Source organism: Paenibacillus sp. 32352 (assembly GCF_002042965.1).
GTDB classification, from domain to species: Bacteria; Bacillota; Bacilli; order Paenibacillales; family NBRC-103111; genus Paenibacillus_S; species Paenibacillus_S vulneris.
This window is the reverse complement of the sequence record NZ_MZNT01000012.1, coordinates 1-26,710: the sequence shown is the minus strand read 5'-3', so window position 1 is coordinate 26,710 and position 26,710 is coordinate 1. Positions and strand designations below refer to the sequence as shown.

Sequence of the window (26,710 nt, the reverse complement as noted above, 5' to 3'; positions counted from 1 at the left end):
CCTCCTTTCTTGGGCTTATCTGCTTTTCACCAGCAATTCGATAGCCTGATGTACGACTTTACCCGTATCTCTTCCGGCTTCCTTTTCTTCCATAATACATTGCTCCAGATTGACGGCAACGATGTAGGCGATGGCTTTATCCGCAGCATTCCTAACCGCTGACAGTTGGGCCACAACATCTTTGCATGGCTGCTCTTCTTCCATCATCTTCAGTACGCCGCGAATTTGTCCTTCAACCCGCTTTAATCTCTTTTGAACATCCTCATCATAATGCATGGAATAACCGCCCTTCTTTAATACCGGAATAGGTATATAATTGCAAAACAGCATCATAAAACAATGCCACGCAGGCTTCGTTAAATAAACAAATTGACTTTGGCGTCTGCAGCGTCACCCAAGTAGGCGGCAACGCCTGCGTACTCAATACCGTCCAGAAGCTCTTCTTTTTGCAGCCCAAGCAGGTCCATCGTCATGGTACAGGCAACTAATTTAACCCTTTGCTCCTGGGCCAGTTCGATTAATTGCGGCAGTGTCAAAGCGTTGTGCTTTTTCAAAACGTGCTTAATCATTTTGGGGCCAAAACCTCCGAAGTTCATCCTGGAGAGACCAAGCTTATCCGCTCCGCGCGGCATCATTTTCGCAAACATTCTCTCCAGCCAGCCTTTCTTCACGAATACCGATTCATCCTTACGCAGCGCATTCAATCCCCAGAAGGTGAAGAAAATGGTTACCTCATGATCGTAAGCCGCTGCCCCATTAGCAATAATGAACGCAGCTATCGCTTTATCCAATTCCCCACTGAATAAAACTATTGTCGATTTCTCTTGATTCACTTATCATTCACCTCACTACTTATACATGTATGGGTATGTTGAAATCCAAAAAAATTTAATCAGGAGCCCTTCTTCACGATAAAGGTAAAGACGCCGTTGTCTTCTCTTGCTTCTACCAGCTCATGATTGGTTTGGTTGACCCATGCCTGGAAATCCTTCATGGAGCCTTTATCCGTCGTTTGCAGCTCCATAGTCTGTCCGGGTTCCAATGTATCGATTCCCTTCTTCGCCTTTACAATCGGCATCGGGCATGCCAGTCCTTTTGCGTCTACAGTCAAGTTTGCCATGTGGATATCTCTCCTTAGTTTTCAGCTAATGTCTCTTCAATTTTTAGAAATTCAAGCTCACTTGCGCATCAAAGGCAAAATCCAGGAATGTCGCTGCACCGCCGAGCTCGATTCCATCAATAAAATGCTCCGGCTTCAGTCCCATAACATCGATCGTCATTTGGCACCCGATGAGACGTACTCCGGATTCCTTTGCAATTTCCATGAGCTCACCGATGGATGGGACATTGGCATTCTTGAAGCCTTCCGCTAATCCTTCGTTGCCGGGCTTCAGTTGAAGCAGCTGCTCCGACTGCTTGTGAATGATAGAAAGCCCTTCAAAGGTGAAAAAGATGGCTACCTCGGCATCAAGTGCCGCCGCTGCTGTGGCTATGTTCAGAACCTTATAGGCTGTCTCCAGACCGCCGGAAGATGCAATAAGAGCTACTTTTTTATTTGTCATGATATACACAGTCTCCTTTTATTTAATCTCGTTATATTAATCTTGCTCCAGTTCATGTGTCCACTCCGACATGCCGGGAATAACGTTTTTGATATGAGAAAAACCTTTTTCCGTTAGGATCTGGCAGGCCATATCGCTTCGGTTTCCGGTTCGGCACACTACGTAGTATTCCTTATTTGGATCGAGCAACGACATCTGCTCTTCAAGCTGGCCCAATGGAATCGAAATCGCCCCCAGGATGCGACCAAACGCATACTCTGCAGGTTCCCGAACATCGATGATATTCAACTTTTCTCCGGCTGCCGTTTTGGCGTAAATCTCTTCATTCGTTGCCGTATGCGGGTGCTTATTCTCGGCTTTCGTTTCGGCTGCTTCCGCTTTGCGAATAAAGTGGCGGAACACCCCATTCTCTTCCTTCAAGCCAATATATTGATGCCCGGTACGGCTGGACCAGCCCTTAAGATCTGCGACGGAACCTTTATCTGTTGCGCGGACTTCCAATACTTCGCCTGCTTTCATATCATCGATGGCTTTCTTGGTTCTAACAACGGGTAGAGGACAAGCTAGTCCTTCACATTCTATAGTGCGATCTACTTGCAATGTTGACATGATAAACCCTCCCTATTGATTAAATGCTTAAGCCCCGTATACGGTATCTCCGGTCCACTTCGACATGCCACCTAGCATGTTGACGACGTTAAAGCCCATCGAAGAAAGGAAATCGCAGGCCTGACCGCTTCGGTTACCGCTGCGGCAGACGATGATGGTTTCCTGCTTCGGATCTAATTCATTCAACGCTCTTGCGATTTGTCCGAGCGGGATGTGCTTGGCACCCGGAATGTGTCCGAATTGCCATTCCTCAGGCTCACGAACATCTAGGATGACGAGCTTCTCATTCTGCTTCTGCCTCTCAAGAACCTCTTCCGGCATTTGCTCCTTGTACATATGCTTCACCTCCTTGATCGAATCGGATCATCCCGGATTATTCGTCATGAACTGCGCAGCGATTGGGACCAATCTCCATTTCCCTTTGCTCCTCTTCGGTTGGAGTGATTTTCCCCATGTTGGTTTGGCGAATTTCTTGATAAGCATTTGGCTGTGGCGGCAAATTTTCGGTAACCGTACTGCGGAATACGGAAGCGTCTTGAATGTTTAATCCCGGATTTTCCTTATATAGATCACCAAGACGTGCTGATACCTTGCCACCCTCACCTAGTTCTGTAAACTTGCCGAAATGCGCTGGAAGCACGATCAGATCTTCCGAGAGCCGTTTATAACGCTCATACAGAGTTGCTCTTAGATCCGATACCCAGTCCTCCGCCTTGCCAGCCAGATCGGGACGGCCGATAGATTTCACGAATAAAATATCGCCCGACAGCAAATACTGATCGTCCACAATTAAAGATGTGCTCCCAATGGTATGACCTGGAGAATAAACCGGTTGAATCTTGATTTGCGTATTGCCTACAACGATGGATTTGCCTTCCTCCAGCTTTTCATAATCGAAACTCACTTCGTCAGCATCTTTTGGCGGCAGCCAGTAGGTTCCACCGGTTTGTTCAGCTAATTGTCTTCCTCCGGAAATGTGATCGGCATGAAGATGAGTGTCCAATGTATGTTTGATCTTCGCATTATTTGTTTGGGCATAATCTATAAAAACATCGGTCATCCTAACTGCGTCAATAACAGCGGCTTCACCGTTCGAAATCACCATATAGGACAAGCAGCCTTTGCCGATGCGGACAAACTGAACAATTTCTCCGCCGCCCTTCAGATCGCCTATCTTAACGGGCTCCAAATGCTCGCTCCAAGATTTCATACCGCCAATTAAATAGGAAACATGATGCTTCCCTGCTTCGACCAACTGCTCTGCAACGAATTTCGAAGAGCCTTCTTTGGCGCATACAACCAACACTTCTTGATTGTCTGGGATCAGATCCAGGACCTCTTCTACTCCGTCAATCAAATCAAAATACGGTTTGTTGATGATCCTTACCTGTTTCCCTTCGATTCTCCAATCGTTAAAGTCACTTTCGTTTCGTACATCCAAGATAAAAAGCGGCTCATGATTCAGGACTTTTGCCGTCAGCTGTGCCACAGTCATTCCTTGAAGTTGAATTTGATTCGTCATTGTTGATTTCCTCCTGAAAATAGAATCGATATCCATATTTCACTTGCCTTTCTTCACTTCATTAATACCCTATAGGGTATATAAAAAGACAAAAAAATAAATTACTTGTACTGACAATCTGTTTACGGTGACTATAATATATTTGTTTAAAGTATCGACGCTCTTCTTATATACATATACCCGTCAGGGTATGTGGATAATATAATCCTTTTTGTTCTGTTCGTCAAGCTTCTTGTTGTAACTGTGCCCGTACCGACTTCCAATCCATCCTTGACGCGCCTTTCCTTGTCAACTTCCCTTTATGGAAAGTTTCAGTACTTTACCGATAAATCGCGAATGCCAGAACGACAGCAGGATACTCTACAGCATCCTCCCGTCTCCTTGTCACAGGAGAATCGTTCCCGCCATACCGTCATGGGGTGATTATCGCAGCCAGGCTTGCTTCCGCCTTGGTCAGCTTCATTGTAGTGATCAAAGATTTTAAGGCCATCCCGTTAGGAATGGCCTTCAATTTATGAACGGACATCGGATGATTTCATGAAGATTTCTATGAGACTGATAAAACTGTCCCCAGCATGACCCATCTCTACCCCTCGTTTGAAAATATCCAGAACCGCAGATGGCAAAGCAATATCGATGCCGGCATCCTCTGTTGTATGAACGACGTGCTCGACGTTCGCAACCCCCATAGCCAGTCGGTCCACTTCGCCAGGATGCTTACCGGCGTCAAGTCGCGGTGTGTAGAACTTAACAAATGTTGGCAATGATGACAGCGTTGCTGAAGCATAGGGCAGGAACTGCTCCGCCGTTATGCCGTTCGCACTCGCCACTGCAAATGCGTGCAGGTAGCCCAGCATGGACGTCCAGAATATATCCATCTGGAGCTGATAATACAGCATGGCTAGTCCGGGATCCTCGCCTCGATAGTCAGTGCCGGTAAGGACTTCAAGATCCTTCTGGTGAGCCTCGAACACCTCTTTTGGACCGCTGTAGTACGTGTAAGAGTCCGGCTTACCGATACCGGAAGGCGGAACCTGTACTCCCCCGGTAATCAGGCTGGCCCCACGGTCGGTTAACCATTTTGCTGCCGTACGAACTTTTGCGGAGTATCCGAACTCAGATTGACGAGAACCTTGCCGGACAATTGTTCCGAAGCCGGTTCGAGGATTGCATACATTACATCGTAGTCCGTAAGGCTGAGGACCGCCAGCTCGTTAGCGTCCAGCGCTTCTTTGATGGAGGATGCTTTGACGGCTCCCCTCAATACAAGCTCGTCCGCTTTGCTGGCGGTTCGGTTCCATACGGTTACCTTATAACCGCGCTCCAGATAAACACCCGCCATCGCCTGGCCCATCGGACCCAGGCCGATGATAGTCACCGATTTGCTTTTCCCAACGGTAATTGCATTCCTGTTCAATGTGAAAACCCCTTTCATGATAACCTCAAGGACATCATAAAGGATTACACTAGTGTCAAAGTCAACACACAAAAAAACAGCCCAGGAGCATTTCACGGTGTTTGTTTCCTCTTCGTTATATCGATTTGTCTCTCCAATAATCTTTTCAGAGCATGAAGCGCTTCGATCTGATGATTCACATTCCCGAGCTTCTGTTCGTACGTCGCCAGCATTTCCTCGCAAAATTCATATTCATCGGGATCCGCCGTCTCGCCTTTGAACAAAGTTCCGATTTCATCGGTCGTTAGTCCGAGCTTCAAGTATAGTTGAATCGCTCTGACTCTTTCTACGGCAGATTCGCCGAAATCCCTATAATCATTCTCCATTCTAACGGCGTTCAGAAGGCCTTTGTTGTCATAATGCCTGATCGACCGTATACTTACGCGGGTCAATCGCGACAGTTCGCTTATTTTCATCCCGTTTGAACCTCCTTCTATGTTCGATATAGGATAAGAAGACGCTTGTCGGAAATGGCATTATCTTAATTGACTTCCCCATATGTAGATAGGTCTAATGGGCATTGTTTTTGACGCCGGGCAGCTGGATGCCTCGCCAGATACTTACATCGCATTGTCCGTACTCGTTATCCCCCACAGCCTCCACTGTGCCGTCCGACTTAAGGCGAACGGTATGACGACGACCCGCCGCTATGGTATCTTTAGGCCACCGTTTCACCTTTAACACCGCTTCATTTGGTGAATTGTAATCCATCGTTTACCTGCTTGTAAAGGTTACTCGCTTGATAATCCCCTATCCTTAGAGCATCTCTATCAGTCCCTATACGGGATATCACAACGCGGCTACCGATGCATATCGGCAACCGCGTTGTTTTTGGAACTTAGCTTCATTGAATAAGCGTATGCGAAAGTCTCTTGTGCCGGGCTGTTTTATTGATTCTCACCCATATCCTTCGTCTTTTGCGTGCCGAGAGTGGATAATCGATACAGACCCAGAACCACGGGATTAACCTGTACCAACCCTTCACGTATAAGGTCTTTTAGTGACTGATTTACATCGGATAGATCCGCAGCTTCCGTAAGTTGACCTGCAATCTGTACCGGTGTCTGCCATTCCGTGGTTAATGTTAGTAAAATGGATTGTTGCAGTGGAGTCAAGCTCAATTTTTTTCACCTCTACTTACACTTTATTCACTTATCATTATAAGGGATCTTTAATGATCATGCGAAACTGAAGCTGTATAGTTCCGATTGATGACTGAATTACCTGCCGGAAAGCTGTTACCCGCGTATGTACGATCTTATTTACACCTTTTGAGGTAGCTAATTCGAACAATCGAATCGTATTGGTAATATTGATTTTTTTCCAACATCGGCCATTGATTTTGACCCAATCCGAACGATTCCCGGAAATAGGCTGCTGTATGAAATAAGACGTCGCAATTCGCCAATACCGCTGCAAATGCATCTACATTCGTGATATCGCCGATGACGAACTAGATGTCCTCTAATCCCCCAATTGGATTTAGGAGTTTGAATAGCTCACCTTTTATTTATGTTGATTCCATTCTATTTCCAGCCAATCATTATTGACTCATACATCTCTAACACCTTACATATTTTCGTTTGAACCCAAGCTGCCCTTTATCTACGGCTTTTTGAATCGTAACGGAAGCGTTCAAAAACTTGCTTTTTGCAGAACCTGTATGAACTTCTACCGGTCCTACTTCCTTTGCGATCGCGACCGCCTTTTCATGGTGCGGAAGGTAGGATACTGCCACCGTGTAAATGAAATTGTTCATCGCGTACTTCGTACGATCCGGGGCATCATGAATCGTATGTTTAACAAGTTCCAGCAAATCAGCAATTTTCTTTTCGGAAAATTCGCTATCCGGACGATTCCCGAGCAGCCAGCAGTAGCAGCTCCAACCCGCTGACATTTTGAGCTCTATATCGCTTGCAATCCATTTATCCGAAACTTGTTGAGCTATTTCCGTTTCTGCCAAAGTGACAGCAACCACATAATCCGATAGCATATAAAAATAAGCTTTATCAATCCACCGTTCAAAATCGGCCTCTGACATGGCTACAGGATCTGCAATCATCCCGGCAAAATACATAGCATCGTAATTCCCTGTAGCGTAGAGCTGCTCTGCCAATGGCTGATTTCGTTTTATTTTCCTGAAAGGGGCTTCATTTCACCTGTGGCTACACCAAAAAGGGGCTCGTGCGCGCCGTTGGACTGGTATATTTTCTTGGTACGCTCCTTACCGAGAGCCTCAAGCTCTTGCATGACCATTTCTAGATTCATTGTTCGCACTTCCTTTTTATAGATAGTCGCTAGTGCTTTAGCCGTTCTTATCATTGAATATATCATAAATCGGCCATAATCCAATGAAATCAGGACCACGGCCTTGCCGGCATAAAAGAAAAGAACCGCCAAAAGCTTGGCGATTCTTCATTTTATTACATATCTGTAACTGCACCTGTAGATGCTGAGGAAACTAGTCTTGCGTACTTGGCCAGTACGCCCGAATTTGTTTTGAGCGGAGGCTGTACCCATGATTGCGCCCGGGCAGCAAGCTCCTCTTCCGTCACTTGAAACCTAATCTGCTGAGTTTCACTGTCGATGGTGATGATGTCCCCATTCCTCAGCAATGCAATTGGTCCGCCTACCTGCGCTTCAGGTGATACATGACCGACTACAAAGCCATGGGAACCACCCGAGAATCTGCCATCCGTGATAAGGGCAACCTCCCCGCCAAGACCCTTGCCTACAATCAGTGCAGTAACAGATAGCATCTCCGGCATACCTGGCCCGCCCTTGGGACCGCAATAGCGAATAACTAGGACATCCCCTTTATGGATTTCATTTCTCAAAATGGCTTCCGTTGCATCCTCTTCACTGTCATACACCTTTGCAGGTCCGACAAACTGCTGCTTCTTCATACCGGACATTTTGGCAACGGCGCCTTCAGGAGCGAGGTTGCCTCTAAGAACAACCAATGGTCCGCTAGGCTTCAGCGGTTTATCCAACGGGCGAATAATCTCCTGATCAGTTCGAAGTGGAGCTGCCTTGGATAGATTCTCTGCCAAGGTCTTGCCTGTGACCGTGAGGCAATCACCGTGAAGAAGACCCTCAGCGAGTAAGAACTTCATTACACCCGGAATGCCGCCAATTTCGTTCAAATCCTGCATAACAAATCGGCCGCTTGGCTTCAGATCTGCCAAATGGGGAACACGGAGGCGGATTCGCTCAAAATCATCCAATGATAAATCGACACCTACCGAATGCGCAATGGCGAGCAAATGCAGGATAGCATTTGTTGAACCTCCCAAAGCCATAACGACCGTAATCGCATTTTCAAATGCTTTTTTCGTCATAATGTCTTTGGGGTAGATCTCCTGCTCAAGCAGCGATATGACTTGTTTACCAGCCTCAACACATTCTGCCGCTTTATCAGGCGAAATAGCTGGCGTAGAAGAGGAGCCCGGAAGGCTCATGCCCATTGCTTCTGCAGCAGCGGCCATGGTATTGGCGGTGTACATGCCGCCGCAAGAGCCTGGACCCGGACAAGCGCTACATTCTACCTTATGGAGCTGTTCATCCGTCATTCTTCCATCATGATATTGTCCGACCGCTTCGAAAGCCGTGACGATATCAACTTTTTTACCGTCAAGATTGCCCGGTTGGATCGTTCCTCCATATACGTAAACGGAAGGAATATTTAACCGTCCAATTGCCATCAAACAGGCGGGCGTGTTCTTGTCGCATCCACCGATCGCCACAAGACCGTCAAACCGCTCAGCTCCGGTTACAATCTCAATAGAATCCGCGATTGCTTCCCTGCTTGGCAGCGAGAACAGCATGCCTCCATGGCCCATTGAAATACCATCTGAGACTGTGATCGTATTAAAAATCAGCGGAGCACCACCATGGTTACGCACCCCAAGCTTAGCTTGAACAGCCAATTCATTAATATGCATATTGCACGGTGTTACCTCACTCCAGGTGCTGGCTACGCCAATCATCGGCTTTTTGAAGTCCTCATCTTTAAAACCAACGGCACGCAGCATCGCTCTGTTCGGTGCCCGGTTCACACCCTCGCTGATTACCTTACTGCGAATACGAAGATCCTTTCCGCTCGCCATTATTCCTCTCCCCTGTCTATTAAAGTAATTCGTGCAGCTCCTGCATCGGACGGATGAAGTTTTGCTTCATTATTGCCTGAGCGCGATCGCTATCTTTCTGCTCAAAAGCTGAAATAATCGAAGCATGCTCATCGACTGAAGCTTGTGTCGCCGTAACCGGCTGCTTTAAGAAGACGTATTTAAAGCGCCGGATATGAATCTGAAGCGACGCGCTGAATGAAGCGATATAAGGATTGTCCGAGAGCTCCATGATAAGGTTATGAAACTGTTCATCCGCCTCCATGGCCTGGTAAGCTTGACCGCTATTAATGGCACGAGCAAAATCATGATTAATCGATCGAAGCTGCTCGATTTGCTCTGGTGCAATAATCTTAGAGGTAATTTCAGCTGCTAAAGCCTGAAGAACTGCCATCGTTGAATACATCTTGAAGATGTCATCCTTCTCAATTTCCGTCACTTTTGTTTCTTTTCCAGGATGCGTCGAAACGAGCCCTTGCACTTCGAGCAGCTGAAATGCTTCCCGAATCGGTGTACGGCTTACTCCAAGCGACTCCGCTAATTCAGCGTCAATAAGTTTTTCCCCTGGTTGGAGCGTACCATCGATAATCCATCGTTGAATTTGGGAAAAGGCTCTTTCTTTTGCGGACATCCGCGCAGGCGAAACGAAATTTTTGGGTACTGGCAATTTTATCATCCTTACTTTTTTAATCTTATATGCAATATATCGCATACGTATGTGAAATGCAATAGGTTATTTTTAATATTTATTTGTAACCCAATAATGAATTCATCACTTCCTAGTTGAAATCAATTTAGGACCCCATTACGTTAAACTGCCATCTACAAAAAAAATGGACGCTCCTACGCTTTAGCATAGGCTTCGTCCATACTCTCATTTGCATTTATCCAGATCTAGTAAGAAATGCTACTTCCTTACTTCTTTTTCTTGGGAGATAACTGAACTGTGTTGGCTGGAAATGCATGTACCGTCAGATCATTGATATAATATTCTATATTTGTATATCCTTGTCCCAAGTAATCTCCCCTCGATTCCAGAGTACCATCAGGCGCATAAGCGCTGTTCGGATTAAGACCTCTCGCCTTCTCCCAGTCGTCAGGCATACCGTCTCCATCTGTATCTGTCGGCGCGCCGGTCAACACTGCATCAGGATAGGTGTACTTAACTCCAGTCTCAATATGATATTTATCGAGCTGAGCTTTTTGTTCATCCGTAGCCTCCGAATAAGGTCTAGCACCTGTAAGCGATCCTTTACCCGTCCTAGTTTCCTGAACAACCTGCTTGTCAATTTCCGTCCTTTGATTCGCACTTACCGCTGCACCGGCGTAATGCAACACATGATTGTAGGAATCCTCCGCACTTTCCGCGTAGACGGCTGTAGATACATTGACCCCGTTTACGAGCATTTCGAAAGGTACATCCGAACGGGTATTTTCTTCTGTTTTTCCAGAGCCGTATTTAATTCCAGTCCAGTTATCCGAGGTAAACGTGCTGTATTCTGTATTGTCCTTATTAAGGAAACGATTCCCCTTTAAATAAATAGAAAAGTTTTCGGGACTTGTTCCGCTATCGCCGACACTTATATAATTGAAGCCCCCTTTGGTTGAAACACCCGTTTTCAATGTGTTGTTTACATAATTTTCATGACCTAAAGTTCCATAAGCCGTTTCATATCCCCAATTATAAATGACGTTATTGGTAAAATCGATTGGATTGGTTCCTACCACTTTCCCTCGGAAATTGCGAGATACGTTATGCACAATCAGATTATGATGCCATGAAGCGTTAGCTCTGCCAAGCATAACCCCAAACCCGTGAATTCCCTTGGAATGGTAGGAGAATGAATTCGATGGACCAATAATGGAGTACTGTACCGTGTAGTTGTCATTTTTTGAATAAAGCCCCCATTGCTCATCATTCGCCCAGCCAATGGAAACATGGTCGACGATGGAGTTGCTTCCGTTTGAACCTCCGAATGCATCATAATCCTTCGCAACACCTCGTTCACCGGGCCTTGAACTGATAAACCGAAGGATAATATTATCGCCGCCAAGACCGATTTTATAGTTTTTCAATGTAATTCCTGCGCCGCCCGGGGCGGTCTGGCCTGCTACGGTCACGTTGGATTTGACAACGACATCGCTTTGTAATTCAATGGTTCCTCCAACTTTAAATAGAACGATTCTATTAGGCGTGCCAACCGCATCTCTGAATGAACCAGGGCCACTATCATTCAGATTAGTAACATACACTACATCGCCTCCTCTTCCGCCGGTTGCAAACTTCCCTCCGCCTTCAGCTCCGGGGAAGGCAATGACATTTGCGGGAGCAGCTGCCGCCGCACCATTGACATGGTTGCCAGTCGTGCAAAATAATGATAATGTCACCGATAGGCAAACTGAAATTCCGCATAGCTTTTTCATTTTTGACTTATTCAATTTGAGCATAAATGTAACCTCCTATTATAATCTAGCTGTGAGTCTCAGTAATGAAATAGACAACCATGATTGAGCTTGGCGCATCCAATGATTCGACTTCCCCCCCTTGCTCTGCAAACTTGATGCCGCAAGCCGCTGCCCTGCCGGTATAGACCTCATCAATTTCCACTACCAGTAAGCGCTTACAGTTCTTCATTATACCTATTATTTCAAAATCCTTATGGGGGGCACACATCATAGTTGTAGGGTAGTTACCTTTTTTTTGCTTAACAAAAAGCTGCTGACACAGAGAATCCCCTAGAAAAAGTTATGTTAGTGCCAGTAATTTGCCGGGTAAAACCCGGAACCCAAATAACCCTCATCTTGTTCCCAAGAAGAGGGCTGCTCTCACACCATTGGATTCTCTTTTTTTCTTAGTTCTTAGATTGCATTTCCTTAATGATTTCTAGAAACTGATGGACATCCTCGGATGGCTGCAGAGGATATAGCAAACCATAGGGTATAGTGAAATCCAAATCGCTAGGAAGGGTCACCAAGGACGGATGAATATCTTTCCATGCATCCAATGTAAGCATGATTGTATTACTTTCTACGCAGCGGTTGAATACATCAAGATCATATAGGCGCGGAATATATTTAATTTTGATTTTAGGATGGTTCCTGATCAAAAAATCGCGAATTGTTTCAATTGCGGCGCATTTTCCGCCGTTCACCACAACCAGCTTCTCCCCATATAAATCTTTGACAGACAATGTTTTTTGGGAAGCCAGCCGATGGTTGCGAGAGACTGCAAAGCAAAAGCGGTAACTGCCTAGTTCTAGCACGCGGAAATAATCCTTCCAGTTTTCTGTAAGGGTTGGCCCTACGATGAAATCAAAGTTTTGGCCAAGGGTACGATACGTAGTTGGGAGTGTATAAGCATCATCCTCAAAATGGACGATGTTGATCTTGAACTGCGGATATTGATCGCTGATTTCATTCCATAGATCCAGCAAAACCTTGCATGGATTAAGCATAGAGGTCCCAACGCGAATAACCTGACTTGTCTGTGCGGCATGACGTGTACGCAGCAGGGCTTCTTGAAAATACTGCAGCATAAATGCCGCATCCTTGCTAAACGATTTTCCGGCCTCAGTGAGTCCAACACCATGATTCGTGCGAGTCAAAAGAGGAACTCCTACTTGCTTCTCCAGCAAATTCATTTGCTTCATCACTGCGGTTGGAGAAACAAATAGCTTCTCAGCCGCCTTGGAAAAGCTTCCGGACTCCGCCACCTGAATAAACGTATTCAACTGTTCATTCATTATTAAGCCTTCTCTCCGTATAAACTAATAGTTAATACCATGCTAACCTATTTGAACTTCCGTATCAAGCACTCCAACTGTAACATTAGAGAGGAACTCAGAGAAAATGGAAGGAGCAACAGCAATGTATAAAAGAAAATTGAGAGATTTGGAAGTGTCCGCGATCGGCTATGGCTGCATGGGATTATCTATGGGATATGGTGCTGTACCGGAGCGCCGTGATGCGATTCGCCTGATTAACGAGGCTTATGAATTAGGCTGTACTTTTTTCGACACGGCCGAGATCTACGGTATAGGGTCCAATGAGGAGCTGGTGGGTGAAGCGCTGAGGCCGATCCGGGATCAAGTTGTGATTGCGACGAAGATTATGTATGAAAAAAGCGACGAAGCGAGCTCGACCGAAAAGATGCTGCAGCAAATTAGAGGGCGCGTGGATGCTTCTCTGAAGAGGCTTGGAACCGATCGTATCGATCTCTACTATCAACACAGAGTGAATAAGAACATACCTGTGGAAGAAATTGCATACTGTATGGGCGAGCTGATTAAAGAAGGAAAAATACTGGGCTGGGGGCAGTCGCAGGCCACAGAAGATGAAATCCGACGCGCACATGCGGTAACTCCATTGACTGCGATTCAGAGCGAGTATTCAATCATGGAGCGGATGTTTGAACGGGATGTGATCCCCACATGTGAAGAGCTGGGAATTGGCTTCGTACCTTTCTCCCCGCTTGCCAGCGGATTTTTGTCCGGGAAAATCCAAGCAGATACGGAGTTTGTTGGAGTTGACGCAAGAAGGGTGATCACCCGCTTCAGCAAGGAGAATAGGTTAGCAAATCAGCCGCTGCTGGATTTATTAACCCGATTTGCAGCATTAAAGAATGCCACCCCGGCACAAATTTCTCTGGCATGGATGCTGCATAAAAAAGATTTTATTGTCCCCATCCCCGGTTCACGAAATTTTGAGCGAATTCAGGAAAATCTGGGGGCGGCTGATGTCGAGCTAACGGATGATGAATATAATCAAATTGAGAATGAACTTGCTAAAATCGAGATCCACGGTAACAGAACGGATGAAGATATTGCTAAGCTGCGGGATCTCTTGTAAATATAATTGCTGCGAAAAGAAAGCTTAGCATGTCAACGGGCAATGATGACCAACGATTGACATAGCAGCACGCCAACGCAAAGCCGCCGAGAATATCGGCGGCCTAGTTCGTTATTTCAGATCTCGATATAGATGGCATTGGTAAAAGCAATCATCGTCCGGCACCCGTTCATCGTGCCGTACAGCTCCGCCCGAAGCCATGATAAAGCGGAAGCATCAAGAGAGACAATTGTCTCGCGAACGCCTGACGGCAGCGCTATCGATTGAATAACCCCTTCGTTGCCGACTAGCTTAACCTCAAGCGTCTGCTCAGGCAGTGACCAGCAGGCGGCCCGGCGCCCAAAATCCAATTGAACCGATACGTCGATCGTCTTGGACCGCTCCATAAGCTTCATGACGCCGCCGATGCCCGTCTCTCCGCCCTCTCCGGAGGCCGTTATCGTCATCAGCGGCCCCATTGACACGGCGACTGCCCCGCGGGCAATGCCCGACACCGGAGTATCGCCAGCGATGTAGGTGACGGCGACCGGCTCCCGCTCCGCCGCGTCCGGCGCCGAATCATGCCAGTCACGGCCGCAGGTCGCCGCTATGCGATAGCCCCGGTTCAGCGCTTCCGTCCATAGGGCAAACGCCCGCTGATTGCTTGTCTTCACGGTGGGAAACGTACCTGACCATACCTCGATAAAATCAATGTCACTCCAATCTTCGATTTCGTATTCCCAATAACACCCGGTGCACATGGGACTGCCGACCCGATACGGGTGCGCGAGACCGGCCAAAGCGCCGAGCGCTTTCACCTCGCGCAAGCCCTGAGCCAAATCGTTGACGCCCAACATACGCCAATCCGCATAGCTCCCGGAAGGCAAACCCAGGACGAGCATATGACCGTAAAAGGTCGTCCATTCCAACCCGTTCTCTATCGAGATGCCGGATTCGTGTTCTGCCTCTTCCTTGTGAAGCAGCCCCGAGGTCGTATTATGATCGGTCAGAGTTATCCAGTCCAGCTCCAGCGTCGCTGCGGCGAGCGCTAGCTCACGCAGCGAATGGCGGCCGTCGCTGTGATACGTATGCGTATGAAGCTCGCAGGCAAGCCAACGTTCCTCTGCAGCTTCTCCCTTATTATGCAAGCCCATCATAAGCCTCCTCTTCGTTCCAGCCCGTCACCTTCAAGGAATAGCCGCATTCCTCCGTGACAACGGCATGAGCACTGATGGTGATCCGCCATATCCCTGCGGCCGTCGGTCCCGGGAGAAATCCCGGCGACGCTAGGGTCCGGCCGATCCGGTGTGATTGCTCCGGCGAATGTCGATGCGCCGCTCCGCGGAAGCCGCTCGGATCGTCGAGCGACAGCGTAAGCAAGTTGGACAGCGGGAGCGCATCCTCCCAGCGTTCCAAATAACGGCTGAGCTGGGGCTCCTCCATGTACCTCGGGGCCGATTGCCGGATTAGCTCTTCGGCTCGTTCGGTATTCTCCAGCAATTTAGGTGAGTAGCGGAAATGGATTGTCAGCCCGGCCAGGCCTTCCGGCAGCGGAAACGCGTACACGACCTGAGTCTTGGACATCACGGGCGTCAAGGTGCCTTGCGCTTCCATCAATATTCTCATGGCGCGCACCACAGCGAGCCGACGGGCTCGTCAACCGTCAAGCGCAGCTCCACCAGCGTCTCTACGGCGTCACCCGGCAAATAATCGGCCTCCAGCATGAACGCTTTCAGGCCGCGAACCGTCACAGCATGGTCGCCACCTCCAAGCAGCTCTGCCTCAATCGCTTCAATATCGCCTAGCACCGTCCCTGCAGGGAGCTTCACTGTTGTGGCGAACCATTCGTAAGGCCCTGTATATGCGGCCCGGAACTCCCCTGCGCGAAGGTCCCCGAACGAGCTGGAGTACACCGCAGTACTTCCCTTCAGCCTAACGCGTATATCGACGCATGTGCGGTTTTGCAGCGCCGGGTCTTCCGCCCATTTGGATGTCTGAACGAATAAATACTCTCTCACATCCGTCACTTGCCAAGGCTCGGAGCCCGTGCCCATGGCGATTACTTGCGACAAGCGGCGGTGCCGTTCCAACTCCCAAGCCATCATCTGATATGTGTACGGGTATGCGTCCATCACCCTCTCGCGCGGCTCGATCGCCGGGTTCCAGCAGTACACCGGGGCAAGCAGCATCCGGTAACGCGAGGTCGGAACATCGGTGACCATGCCGTGAGCACTCGCCGATTGCAGCGCCGGGTGACCTCCCAGCACAAATTCGCCCCTGAACGGGGTTGTTCTATGATGAAGCCCTTGATAGACCGTCTCGATGATCTTTCCATCGCGACCCAGCACTATTCTAAGTGTCCACTCGATATCGGTCAGACGTCCCCATTTGGACATGAGCATAGGAGCCGGTGTTCCCTCGTCCTCGTGGCTGTACAGCACGTGATATTCAATAACCGTCCTGTCCTCCCCTTGCGTTAGCGTGTACAGCATCAATAGCGGTGTGTCCGTGTAGCGGCTCTCCACCGGATGACCCAAATCTCTGCCGTACAGCATGGGGGCGTACCGGTAAATCATGCCGAGCGAGGAATCGCGGTCCACCCGGTAGATGGCCGCCGCCTTTACGGCCGCTTGTCGTGTGCCCGGAGAAGATTGTTCGTGAAACCGCAGCTCGAGCTCGTAATCGCCTGGCTCCAGATAACCGAGCAGCCGAGGGTATTTCAGCCAGCGGTCGCCGTAGAACAAGACCACAACCTGATTGTATTCCCCGTTCAGCAGCACTTGCAGCAGGACGGATTCCTTGCCTTCAATCAGCCAATCCCCGTCGCAGGCTGCGGTTAACGCAAATTCTGCAAGCCCCGCTTTGTCCATCTGGAACTTCAGTTTAAGTTCCTGTCCGGCATCCACCAGTACCGGAACCGCCGGCTCGTAAATCATCATCCGTTGTTTCATCTATCGTCGCTCCTCCTGAATCATACTGCGAATGTAGAAATAACCCATGAACGAGCACAGGATGAACATAAATACTGCAGTCGCGCTCGTCCGGCCGATCTCCTTGTAGACACCAAACATCTGCTCCATCGCGACGCCAAGCACCTGAGGCGCATTCGGACCGATCAGGAACGGCGCGGTGAAGCTGCCGATGATGCCCATAAATACGAACGTCATCGCTACAAGCATGGTCTTGTAGGACAGCGGGATAATAAAGCGCAGCAAAATTTGCAGCCGCCCGGCGCCCGCATCCTTGGCGCTTTCCACGATGGAATTCGGTATGCCCGATAGTGCGGAGCTGAGCATCATCGTTGCGAACGGAATGTTAAACCATAGATTCGCAAGAACGATTCCGCTGTAGCTGTAGATAACTTTCGGAAAGTAGTCTCCTCCCGCAAGCAGTACAAATCTCGCCAGCCAGCCGTGATTGCTGTACATCGAGATGATGCCGTAGGTACCAATAACCGACGGAATGAACATGGGAATAAAATAGAGCCGCCGAATCCAATCGGCAATCTTCCCTTGGTTAAACCGCAAATACATCGCAAGCAAATAACTGATGAAGATGACGACTACCATCGATACCAGGGTGATGCTGAGCGTGAACCCGATATTGCGTCTCATGAAGGAATCGGCGAACAAGAAGGTATAATTGCTCAGCGTAAAAGCTCCGGTGTCATCGTCCTTGAAGCTTTCGAGTACCGCAAGCACGATCGGAATAACGACGACGAGCAGCAGAATGAGAAAAGAAGGGATAACCATCGCTATCCCTAGATAATTATGCTGTTTGTTATTCATAGCATTCTTAGTTGCCTCCGGCTACTTCACGCTGCCAGCGCTTGTTGATTTCGTCGCCGAGCGAGCCGATCGTGAAGGTGCGGTAGCCCTTAGCTACACTTTCGAACTTCTTCTGTAATTCTTGCGGCATCTCGGACCACTTAATCCCCGGATAACCGTACATTTTGTTGATAACGACGGTCTGTGCTTCGGGGGTCAGGGCATAATTAATGAATTTCTGCGCCGCTTCCTTCTTCTCCGACATTGCCGGAATTGCAATATAGGAAGGGCCGCCGGTGAAGGCCGGTTGGATTTGGGTCAGCTTGATCGTATCCGGCAGCATTTTCTTGCTCAGCTGCTCGAGCGCCATATCTGACCACGCGGGGATCATGTCGACTTCACCGCTAGCCAGAATGTCCATCGTGCCCTGGTTTTTCTTCGGATAAACGCCTTTTTGATACATGGAAGGCCCGAGCTCCTTGAGCAGCGCAAAGCCTTTATCCCACTGCTTCATGATTGCGGGATCCTCGTTGTGAATCGCTTCGGGAGGAAGGAAGTTATAAATTGCCGTCTGCACGAACGACGACCCTGAACCGCCGGTAGCCGGATCGTTGTACGCGAATTTGCCCGGGTTCTTGCGGATCCAGTCGTACAGCTCGTCCGCCGTCTTCGGCGGCTCGGGTACATTCTTGCTGTTGTAGGCCAGTACGACAGAGGAAGCGCGGTAAGGCACGGCCAGCTGATGAACGTCGTTCATATAGGCGGAGTCAACCTTGCTCAAATTCGGAATCACGGACTGATCGAGCTTCTGCCATACGCCGTCTTTTTCACCCTTGGTCAGATTGCTCAGCCCGGTCTCGAACACGTCGATGTCGATGCTTTTCTGACCTGCTTTCTTGGCTCCAAGCACCTTGTCGATCGCCGCTCCCTCAGCCTGACCGTCCGGCAAATGAACGAGCTTGACCTTGATTTCCGGGTTCGCCTTCTCGAATTGCGGCGCCAGCGTCTCCCACATTTCCTTGACATTGGCGGAGCCGGAGAAGTAAAAGTTGATTTCGACAGGCTTCGCTCCGCCGGATTGTGCAGCTCCCGCCGCACCGCCATTCGTAGCGGCTTGTTCTACCTTGCCGCAGCCGCTCAGAGCGACAACCATCGCCGCAGCGGCAAGCACCAAGGTCTTGCCCTTAAGAACTCTGATCTGTTTCACCCATTTTTTCATCAATGCCGCCTCCTCAAATTCGCTTCGTATTTATCCTGCATATGCGGTTACCCGCGTGAAACCGATGGATATGGATTGTCCGGAATGAAGCGACACAGCCCGCTCACGGGGTACGAACAGCTTGACCGGTCCGGCGGTGGTATCGGCCGTCACTTCGGCGTAATGTCCCAAGATCATCACTTGACGAATCGTCGCGGGGAACACGTCCGCGCGGTCTTGTCCCTCCCATTCGGAGATGAACACATCCTCTGGGCGGACCGCTGCGGTAACCGCCCCGTCCAGCTCGCGCCCGACCGGGAAGCTCCGTCCCTGAATATCGACCGAAACTCCGTGCCCGCGTCCGGACAGGAAATTCATTCGTCCGATAAATTGGGCAACGAACAACGTCTCCGGATGATCGTAGATGCGCTGAGGCGTATCGATTTGCTCGATGCGTCCGGAATTCATGACGACGATCCGGTCAGAGATCGACAGCGCCTCCTCCTGATCGTGCGTGACGAAAACCATCGTCAGTCCCGTGCTTGCCTGTATATCCCGCAGCTCTTCGCGCATCTCGAACCGGAGCTTCGCATCGAGCGCCGAGAACGGCTCGTCGAGCAGCAGCACCGCCGGCTCAAGAAGCAAGGCTCTGGCGACGGCAACCCGCTGCTGCTGGCCGCCGGACAGCTGACCAGGCATCTTGCTCTCTATGCCGGGCAGACGGACAAGCTGCAGCGCCTTATCGACGGCGGCGCGTATCTCCTCTTTTTTCTTCTTGCGGATTTTCAATCCGAAAGCGAGGTTATCGAAGACCGTCATATGCGGCCACAGGTTGTAGCTTTGAAACACCATCGCCGTCGGGCGCTTCTCCGGCGGCACTTGGAGGACGCTTCGTCCTTCGATTAGAATGTCTCCGCTGTCCGGTTCCAGGAAGCCCCCTACGGCGCGGAGCACTGTCGTCTTTCCGCAGCCGGACGGTCCGAGAAGCGTTACCAGCTCCCCTTTGTTTACATCCAGGCTTACGCCCTTGACTCCATCCCCCGTTTTGAACACCTTCATAAAGTTTTGAATCGATAACTGAGGTTGTTGGAAAGTCATTGCATCCTATGCCCCCTATTTGATGGTAAATCCGCTCGATAATACATCGGCGCTGATGAAACGGCGTGCGGCTAGCAGCAGAAGAAGCGTGGGCAGTGTCAATAGTATTGAGAACACGCCTCCTGCGGTCGTCGGATAGTTCTGAACGATCGTATACATGATCAGCGGCATCGTACGGAAATCCGGGATGCCGACCATAAAGGTTCCCTGGGCCTCGTCCAGAGAAGAAAGAAACGTGAAGATCGAGGCAACGACGATACCGGGAAGCGCCATCGGCAGCGTGATGTACCAGAACACCCGGAACGGACCGGCCCCCGCATCCCGCGCCGACTCTTCCTGGGAAAGATGGACGCTCTTGAAGGCCGCCGCTGGAATCCAGGTCATGTACATCAGCGTGTTGACCATATGAATGAGCACGACACCGAGAAACGTATTCATCAGGTTCAGCTTATAGAAGAGAACTGCAATCGATACGTACAGCCCCATCTTGGGAAAAGCGTGGGTTAACAAAAACGAAAATAAAAACAGCTTGCTTAAGCGAAACCGGATCCGGGCAAACGCATAAGCCGCCGGCAAACAGAGGATGACAGACAACAGGGTTACGACCGCGGCGATCCCGAAGGAGAGTGAGATGGATTCGATCACCTCGTTCTGGGTCAATACATAGGTCCACCATGAGAGCGACCATTCCTGAGGCAAAATTGCAGGATACTGCCACTTTCCTGAGAAGGCCAGCACCAACAGGTTAAGCAGCGGTCCCATGAAGAAGATGGCGAAGATCAGCAGGGCAGCCCATTCGAACCACGCTTTGCCGGAGAAGATTCTCAGGTTCCAGCTCATATAATGCTCCTTTCCATTTTCTAAGAGGTATAGACATCTATAAGAATATAGTAGCCGATGATTATTAGCAGATCATCAAGCGGGGATAAATAATTTGTAAAGGCTTGGACGATACGCAGGGTGTTGGAAGCATGGATTCGTAATCAATGAAAAGCCCCGGTCTGCAGGACAGACCGGGGCTTAATCGGAAGCTGTGGAATTAAGTTGTGCGCCGAATCCGGAACGTAAACACATCGTTACGTAAGTAATCGAGCGAGTATAGGACAGGTTTGTTGGCGTCGTCATAATGTACCTGCTTTAGCAGCAGGACTGTCGTTTGCGGATGGAGCAGCAGCCGCTGGCAATTGCGGTCGATATGAAGCGGCACACAAATTTCCGAATCCGCCGTCGTAATTTTGCGGCCGAGGCGGCTTTCGAAATAATCCAGCAGTGAACCGTGGAATTCGCCTTGGTCAAAGGCATCACCGGCAATACTGCGCGGAATTATATTGATGGAAAAGGCGACCGGCTCCCCCTCCGCGGTGCGCACGCGTTCCAGGATAACAACTTCATCGTCCGGACGGATGTCTAGCGCCCGCGCAGCCTCCGGAGAGCAAGCCTCCGTCTTGAGAGACACGCGGCTTTCCCCTTCGTCCAGCTGCGCCGTCCGGATGATATGGCCAATGCTCGTCAGCTTCTCCAGCGAACTCGGGATAAGCGGCAGCGGCTGAATAACGAAGGTCCCTACGCCGTGTTTGACAAGCAGCCTCCCTTCTTTCTCCAGCATGCGGACCGCAGCCCGGAACGTTTCGCGGCTGACTCCGAAATCTTTGGCCATTTGCAGCTCGGACGGAAGACGCTGGCCGACGCGCAGCTGCCCGTTCTCCATCATGGACTCCAGGGACTGCTTGATCAATTGCTGCTTCGCTAGCATATGATAACATCTACTCCTCTAGACATCTTTACACTTCCTATTGTGAACGAAGCATGGAAACTTGTCAACGCTGTGCTGACCGGTTACAACGGCCTAACCACCCTTTGCAATTGATCGGGGCTTAGGCGGCATCCGGATGATCGGTTACGGCATTTTTTGCACGTCAAGCTTCAGCTTTTCTTCGGTTCCTGTGCCCTCCATCGGCGTAAAGACGCAGCAGTGAATGTCCTCATTGCCGTTAATATGGGCAAAGGTATTGATTTCAAAGGATAGCGGGCCAAGATCCGGGTGGTCAAGCTGAAATGGCTGCGCCTGCTTCTCCCGGACATCATGCCGCTCCCATAACACCGCGAATTCCTCACTTTCCTCGGAAAGCTTTTGCGCAAACATCTCATACCACGGGTCCCCGTTGGATTGTCCATGGTATGCACGGAGAATGGCGGCACTGTATGCGGCAAATTGTTCCCAGTTCAGGACGCGATCCCGCAAATATGGATTCATGAAGATGGACCAGACCATGTTGCGGCCCATTCCGGGTTCTGCCAGAAAGTCATACAACCATCGCGGCGCTTGGCGATTCCATGCCATGATTTCGGTCCGGCGGTTGACAATAATGGCGGGATACATGAATTGATCAATGATCTTTTGTATTCCCGGCTCCACCGGCGTGAAGGGCAATGGTGCGGACCATTCCGGAAGATCGCCGAATCCCGCCAGCCGCATGACATGCAGCTTTTCGTCGGGCGACAGGAGCAGCGCCCTGGCGATATTTTCCATGACTTCCCTGGAAGCGGCCACATCTCTCCCTTGCTCCAGCCACGTGTACCAGGTGGTGCTGACATTGGCAATCTCCGCCACCTCTTCACGGCGAAGTCCTGGGGTTCTCCTTCTTCCATATCCCCCGCCGATACCGACGTCACTTGGCTGAAGCCTAGCCCTGCGCGATTTTAAAAATTCCCCGAGCAAATTCCGGGTTTGCGTCATTGCAGCAGCACCTCCGAGATGTTCAACGTTTCCTCAACTGTAACATTCAAATGATACCATCCCTCCCGCCACAAAAGAAAGCCTCCAGTCCGCGCTTGGGGCGGGCTAGAGGCAGCAGGGTAATCCCCTTTTTGCGAGTGTTCACAAGACCACAGGGAACAATAAAGCGATAACTCTTAGCCCATCTGCAGGACCAGTTTTCCCGATGTTTGCCGACTCTCGAGCAGACGGTGCGCCTCGGATGCGTTCTCCATCGGGTAGATGCCGTACACCTCCGAGCGGATCTTCCCGCTGGCAAGCAGCTGCATCGCCTCGCTTGCCGCTTGGCCCACGGCTTTCGGATCATAGACGGCATACGCCCCCAGGTTAAATCCGGCGATGTTCATGTTGCCCAACCAAATATCGTTCGTATTGTGCAGCACTTCGCCGCCGCTGGCATTGCCCAAAGCGACGATTTGTCCGAGCGGTCTCAAGAGCTCCAGGCTGCGAGCCCGCGTCTCTCCGCCGACCGGGTCAAACACGGCATCGACACCCTGTGCTCCTGCAATCCGTTTCGTTTCCTCCACAAAATCCGACCGCAGCAGCAGTTCATCGTATCCAAGCGATGCGGCCAATTTGATTTTATCCGGCGAACCAACCGTTCCAAGTACCCTCGATGCACCAAACCGCTTGGCGACTTGCCCGATAAAGCTGCCGAGTCCGCCTGCTGCGGCATGAACCAGAACCGTGTCCCCCTCCCGCATCCGGTTCACTTGCTTAACCGCCATGTAGGCTGTGGTCAAGTTTACGATGGAGGCTGCCGCCTCGGCCATGCTCAGCTCTCCTTCCAGCGCATCTAGCGGTATTGTAAGCTGAGGTGTTACAACCGGCTGGCCGTTCCGGAATCCCTCCACCCCGTCTCCTATGGAGCGGACATATCCGGACACCTCAATTCCTGGAGTCAGCGGAAAAGGAAATAGCTCGGTGAACTCGCCCTTACGGATCAAAATATCCACGAGCCCGACGCCCGCATAAGCTACATCTATGATCATCTCCCCATATCTAGGTGCAAGCTCCGGCATTTCCTTGACCTTAAGCACCTCTGCCCCGCCTGCTCTTTCAATAACAACCGATTTCATTGTGATAACCTCCAGGAAAAATAGTAATATTCATGGGATTATCTTACCAAGGAGGGTCTAAGACAGACAGGTTCAGTTTATACGGGTATAAAAAGTAACAGGTTGCACCTCGACTGGGACAGACCATTTGTCTTTTGCCATACAAAATGCAGCATTAGCTTTCTGAAATCGGAACAGACCAATCTGCTTCTTTGATCCATGTCCTGTCGCTGAATTCACGGCCGCGCAGCACGACCTTGTTGGGATATACCTCTATGTACAAGCCTTGTGCAGCATCCTTCCTTACATTTTCGTATTTGGTATTCATCACGAGACCAATTGACGAGTTCCTGAACCAGTGGAACGTTTCTTGGATATAATGCTCCGTGTTTACGGTAAAGTCCTGATGCGTATGCCCGGAAAAAACGAATACGTTACGGTATGGTTTCAAGATCTCTCGGAACTCCTTGGCTTTGATCAGCATATGATTGCCTCCATCCTGGCCTATCGGCGGCAGCTCTTGGTGAATCATAACAAAGACAGGCTTACCGTCATTGTTTTCTGCCATTTTGCTCCGAAACCAGCTCATTTGCTCGTCCGAGTACCATGCGCCTTCGCCCACTTCCGGTCTTTCCTGAATATACGCTTCCTGCGACAGGAGAATAAAATGGAACCCGTTCAGCCACACGTCATGGTAAGGCTTCTCAAGATTGAACATGGAGGTGAACGCCTGCCGAGCCATGCTATCGGTCTTACCGTTCGGGAACGAATCCTGATTCCATGCACCATCCTTTCCGATCCAAACATTATAATAATCGTGGTTCCCCATATTGGCATATACCGGCGGAAGGTCGTATCGTGACATGATATTTTTGAACTCCCTGTAATCAGCCGTTGTTCCCGAATCGGTAATATCCCCGGTAATAACGATTGCTTGTACTTTATCTCCGAACGTCTTTATATCGTCAAGAGCCTTTCGCAGGTGATTGGATTGGGCGGTAATTCCCGAGTTGATATGCAGGTCGCTTATAATGAAAAAGGAAAGTAACGGTCCATCGTCTTCCGTTGGTTGCTTCTCATCTGTTACGCTGCCTGGTGGTGAAGCCGTCGAAGGCATCGCTATATTATCGCCTGCGGCCCCTCGAAATCGACGGGCAATAATAAGTCCAGAAATGGTTAGGATACTCGCCCAAACAGCTGCGATCAACCATTTAATAAAGTTTCGTCTTGTCATTGAGTAATGATTTTCCTTTCAGAATAAGGTTATGAATTCCGTTCCCCTTGGCATAAATAAGCGTTAACTTCATACTGTTAATCAAACTAAATTGATTAATCAACTTACGTCTATTATTATATAAGTAAGACTATGCTTATCAATGGTTAAAGATCCGTAATCTGTTGATTATTCAACACAGTGTTTGAAAATGCTCAATATCTATGAAAGCTTGGTGAGTAGTTACGATGACCAAAGTGGACCGGAGAATTCTTAAATCACAAGAAGCTATGAAAAAAGCGGTTATTGAGTTAATGACAGAAAAAAGTTTCGATGAAATTACCATTCAAGATATAGCCGACCGGGCGAATATTAACCGCGGTACTATCTACCTTCATTATCAGGACAAATTTGATCTGTTGGACAAGCTTATAGAGTCACACATTAACGAATTAAGGGAGATGGGTGAATGGGCTTGCAGATTGGATTGGAGCAGCGCACTCTTGCCCTTTTTCGAATATTTTGAAAAAAACTATGTATTCTTTTCGACTATGTTAGCGAGTAAAGGGGCCCCTTCATTTCGAAAACGGCTTCTTGATTATATTACCGAAGGGTTTCAAGGCGAGATTGATAGAGAAAGCGGAAAAAATAAGGATCTAAGCGAAAATGTTATGCTGCAATATGCGGGAACCGCTTATGTAGGTGTCATTGAATGGTGGATCAGAAATGATATGCCGTACCCGCCTGAAGAAATGGCGAAACAAGTTGGGACACTGCTCGAGAGAAGCCTTTAGCCGCCCGCCCGATCATACTGATCAAAGCATTTCCGGATGTCCCCCACGAAAAAAAACCGCCGGTTCGGCGGTTTCTTACTCCTTTATTTCTTCGTCTTGCCATTGGATCCGGCTACCTCAGAGTCCTGGTTATTTCCAGGCTGAGATTTTTTGCCGTTATTGTTCGCATTATTGCGAGACATCCTTCCAACCTCCTTTTGCTGAGATGGCAATACGATAAAAGTATGCCACTCCTTGGATTCCATATTCATCTCCGAAATCTTGCAGAACAAGTCCATGTATAAAATGGATTCTTTTGGGAGATTTTAATTAGACCCAACAACGAAGGAGTTGAAGCACTCAATGAGCCAACCTAAGGATGATTATGGGGTATTTGGCAATAAAATCGAAGCGGACTCGGATGTGAATGAGGATCGCCATCGGGAGGCGCAATTAGATGACTCCTTTGAAGCCTGGTATGAAAACATCGGCGATCAGGTGAAGCAAAAGCTTGATCTTACGAATGTTCCGCAAGACAACGTGTTTGAAGCTGCAACCGATTTAGACGAGGACCCTTTGACGGATGGGAACAATTTACAGTAAGGAACAAGCCCTCGAGTCTATCATAAGATACTCAAGGGCTTTGCTATGTACGCCCAGCATGGGCGTCATCTCTACGGTGAAAGTCCGGAATGGGGGCTGGCAAGCGCCTACCATTAGCCAA

General features: G+C 49.3%; 26 protein-coding genes and 3 pseudogenes. 3 read left to right on the top strand and 26 right to left on the bottom strand.

Annotated features, from left to right (window positions below; genetic code table 11):
• Positions 1-15: 15 nt before the first annotated feature.
• The 15 genes and pseudogenes from B1728_RS25015 to B1728_RS24930 form a co-directional block, all read right to left on the bottom strand.
• A complete protein-coding gene (locus B1728_RS25015) occupies positions 16-276 on the bottom strand; it encodes a metal-sensitive transcriptional regulator (RefSeq protein WP_079913352.1) in 261 nt (86 codons plus the stop codon).
• Between the two features lie 80 nt (positions 277-356).
• Positions 357-833 carry a DsrE/DsrF/DrsH-like family protein gene (locus B1728_RS25010; RefSeq protein ID WP_079913158.1) on the bottom strand — a complete coding sequence of 159 codons (477 nt, stop codon included), beginning with the start codon at positions 831-833 and terminating at the stop codon, positions 357-359.
• A 59-nt stretch (positions 834-892) separates the two neighbouring features.
• Positions 893-1,120, bottom strand: coding sequence for a sulfurtransferase TusA family protein (locus B1728_RS25005; RefSeq protein WP_079913157.1), 228 nt, complete (start codon positions 1,118-1,120; stop codon positions 893-895).
• Between the two features lie 43 nt (positions 1,121-1,163).
• Positions 1,164-1,562, bottom strand: coding sequence for a DsrE/DsrF/DrsH-like family protein (locus B1728_RS25000; RefSeq protein WP_079913156.1), 399 nt, complete (start codon positions 1,560-1,562; stop codon positions 1,164-1,166).
• A gap of 36 nt (positions 1,563-1,598) precedes the next feature.
• Positions 1,599-2,171: a sulfurtransferase TusA family protein gene (locus B1728_RS24995; RefSeq protein WP_079913155.1), complete on the bottom strand. Its 573-nt coding sequence runs from the start codon at positions 2,169-2,171 to the stop codon at positions 1,599-1,601.
• 27 nt (positions 2,172-2,198) lie between these two features.
• On the bottom strand, positions 2,199-2,507 hold the full coding sequence (locus B1728_RS24990; RefSeq protein WP_079913154.1) for a rhodanese-like domain-containing protein: 309 nt from the start codon (positions 2,505-2,507) through the stop codon (positions 2,199-2,201).
• Positions 2,508-2,544: 37 nt separating this feature from the next.
• Positions 2,545-3,693 (bottom strand): MBL fold metallo-hydrolase, encoded by a 1,149-nt coding sequence (locus tag B1728_RS24985; protein ID WP_079913153.1) that lies wholly within the window; start codon positions 3,691-3,693, stop codon positions 2,545-2,547.
• A gap of 512 nt (positions 3,694-4,205) precedes the next feature.
• A pseudogene (locus B1728_RS37485) lies at positions 4,206-5,128 on the bottom strand (NAD(P)-dependent oxidoreductase).
• A 74-nt stretch (positions 5,129-5,202) separates the two neighbouring features.
• Positions 5,203-5,565, bottom strand: a complete 363-nt coding sequence (locus tag B1728_RS24975) for a MerR family transcriptional regulator (protein ID WP_079913152.1) — start codon at positions 5,563-5,565, stop codon at positions 5,203-5,205.
• Positions 5,566-5,692: 127 nt separating this feature from the next.
• Positions 5,693-5,860, bottom strand: a pseudogene (locus tag B1728_RS24970) (RCC1-like domain-containing protein); the annotation flags it as partial.
• Positions 5,861-6,710: 850 nt separating this feature from the next.
• A pseudogene (locus B1728_RS24955) lies at positions 6,711-7,417 on the bottom strand (DNA alkylation repair protein).
• Positions 7,418-7,572: 155 nt separating this feature from the next.
• On the bottom strand, positions 7,573-9,258 hold the full coding sequence (ilvD, locus tag B1728_RS24950; RefSeq protein WP_079913149.1) for a dihydroxy-acid dehydratase: 1,686 nt from the start codon (positions 9,256-9,258) through the stop codon (positions 7,573-7,575).
• Positions 9,259-9,277: 19 nt separating this feature from the next.
• Positions 9,278-9,943, bottom strand: coding sequence for a GntR family transcriptional regulator (locus tag B1728_RS24945; RefSeq protein ID WP_079913148.1), 666 nt, complete (start codon positions 9,941-9,943; stop codon positions 9,278-9,280).
• 248 nt (positions 9,944-10,191) lie between these two features.
• The gene (locus tag B1728_RS24940; protein ID WP_079913147.1) at positions 10,192-11,724 is read right to left on the bottom strand and encodes a dockerin; all 1,533 of its coding nucleotides are present in this window, start codon (positions 11,722-11,724) and stop codon (positions 10,192-10,194) included.
• Between the two features lie 404 nt (positions 11,725-12,128).
• Entirely contained in the window at positions 12,129-13,019 is an 891-nt protein-coding gene (locus B1728_RS24930; RefSeq protein ID WP_079913145.1) for a LysR family transcriptional regulator, read from the bottom strand.
• A gap of 124 nt (positions 13,020-13,143) precedes the next feature.
• Between B1728_RS24930 and B1728_RS24925 the strand changes: the two genes are divergently transcribed.
• Positions 13,144-14,124, top strand: a complete 981-nt coding sequence (locus tag B1728_RS24925; RefSeq protein WP_079913144.1) for an aldo/keto reductase — start codon at positions 13,144-13,146, stop codon at positions 14,122-14,124.
• Between the two features lie 116 nt (positions 14,125-14,240).
• Here B1728_RS24925 and B1728_RS24920 read toward each other — a convergent pair whose 3' ends face one another.
• From B1728_RS24920 to B1728_RS24870, 11 genes are all read right to left on the bottom strand, one after another.
• On the bottom strand, positions 14,241-15,257 hold the full coding sequence (locus B1728_RS24920) for a CehA/McbA family metallohydrolase (RefSeq protein WP_079913143.1): 1,017 nt from the start codon (positions 15,255-15,257) through the stop codon (positions 14,241-14,243).
• A complete protein-coding gene (locus tag B1728_RS24915) occupies positions 15,244-15,729 on the bottom strand; it encodes a hypothetical protein (RefSeq protein ID WP_144028005.1) in 486 nt (161 codons plus the stop codon). Before B1728_RS24915 ends, B1728_RS24920 begins: the two co-directional genes overlap by 14 nt.
• Entirely contained in the window at positions 15,726-17,054 is a 1,329-nt protein-coding gene (locus B1728_RS24910; RefSeq protein ID WP_079913141.1) for a hypothetical protein, read from the bottom strand. The genes B1728_RS24915 and B1728_RS24910 overlap by 4 nt, the downstream gene beginning before the upstream one ends.
• Entirely contained in the window at positions 17,055-17,891 is an 837-nt protein-coding gene (locus B1728_RS24905; protein WP_079913140.1) for an ABC transporter permease, read from the bottom strand. It abuts the gene before it with no gap.
• 7 nt (positions 17,892-17,898) lie between these two features.
• Positions 17,899-19,089 (bottom strand): extracellular solute-binding protein, encoded by a 1,191-nt coding sequence (locus tag B1728_RS24900; protein ID WP_079913139.1) that lies wholly within the window; start codon positions 19,087-19,089, stop codon positions 17,899-17,901.
• A gap of 30 nt (positions 19,090-19,119) precedes the next feature.
• A complete protein-coding gene (locus tag B1728_RS24895) occupies positions 19,120-20,166 on the bottom strand; it encodes an ABC transporter ATP-binding protein (protein ID WP_079913138.1) in 1,047 nt (348 codons plus the stop codon).
• Between the two features lie 15 nt (positions 20,167-20,181).
• Complete coding sequence (locus B1728_RS24890) at positions 20,182-21,006, bottom strand: ABC transporter permease (RefSeq protein ID WP_079913137.1); 825 nt, start codon at positions 21,004-21,006, stop codon at positions 20,182-20,184.
• Positions 21,007-21,205: 199 nt separating this feature from the next.
• Positions 21,206-21,919: a GntR family transcriptional regulator gene (locus B1728_RS24885; RefSeq protein ID WP_079913136.1), complete on the bottom strand. Its 714-nt coding sequence runs from the start codon at positions 21,917-21,919 to the stop codon at positions 21,206-21,208.
• Positions 21,920-22,063: 144 nt separating this feature from the next.
• A complete protein-coding gene (locus B1728_RS24880; protein WP_079913135.1) occupies positions 22,064-22,903 on the bottom strand; it encodes a helix-turn-helix transcriptional regulator in 840 nt (279 codons plus the stop codon).
• Between the two features lie 176 nt (positions 22,904-23,079).
• The gene (locus B1728_RS24875) at positions 23,080-24,021 is read right to left on the bottom strand and encodes a quinone oxidoreductase family protein (RefSeq protein WP_079913134.1); all 942 of its coding nucleotides are present in this window, start codon (positions 24,019-24,021) and stop codon (positions 23,080-23,082) included.
• A 154-nt stretch (positions 24,022-24,175) separates the two neighbouring features.
• Positions 24,176-25,234 (bottom strand): metallophosphoesterase family protein, encoded by a 1,059-nt coding sequence (locus B1728_RS24870; RefSeq protein ID WP_079913133.1) that lies wholly within the window; start codon positions 25,232-25,234, stop codon positions 24,176-24,178.
• 227 nt (positions 25,235-25,461) lie between these two features.
• Here B1728_RS24870 and B1728_RS24865 point away from each other — a divergent pair, with 227 nt between their 5' ends.
• Positions 25,462-26,007 carry a TetR/AcrR family transcriptional regulator gene (locus B1728_RS24865; protein WP_079913132.1) on the top strand — a complete coding sequence of 182 codons (546 nt, stop codon included), beginning with the start codon at positions 25,462-25,464 and terminating at the stop codon, positions 26,005-26,007.
• Between the two features lie 342 nt (positions 26,008-26,349).
• Positions 26,350-26,589, top strand: coding sequence for a hypothetical protein (locus tag B1728_RS24855; RefSeq protein ID WP_079913130.1), 240 nt, complete (start codon positions 26,350-26,352; stop codon positions 26,587-26,589).
• The last annotated feature ends 121 nt before the right edge of the window (positions 26,590-26,710 follow it).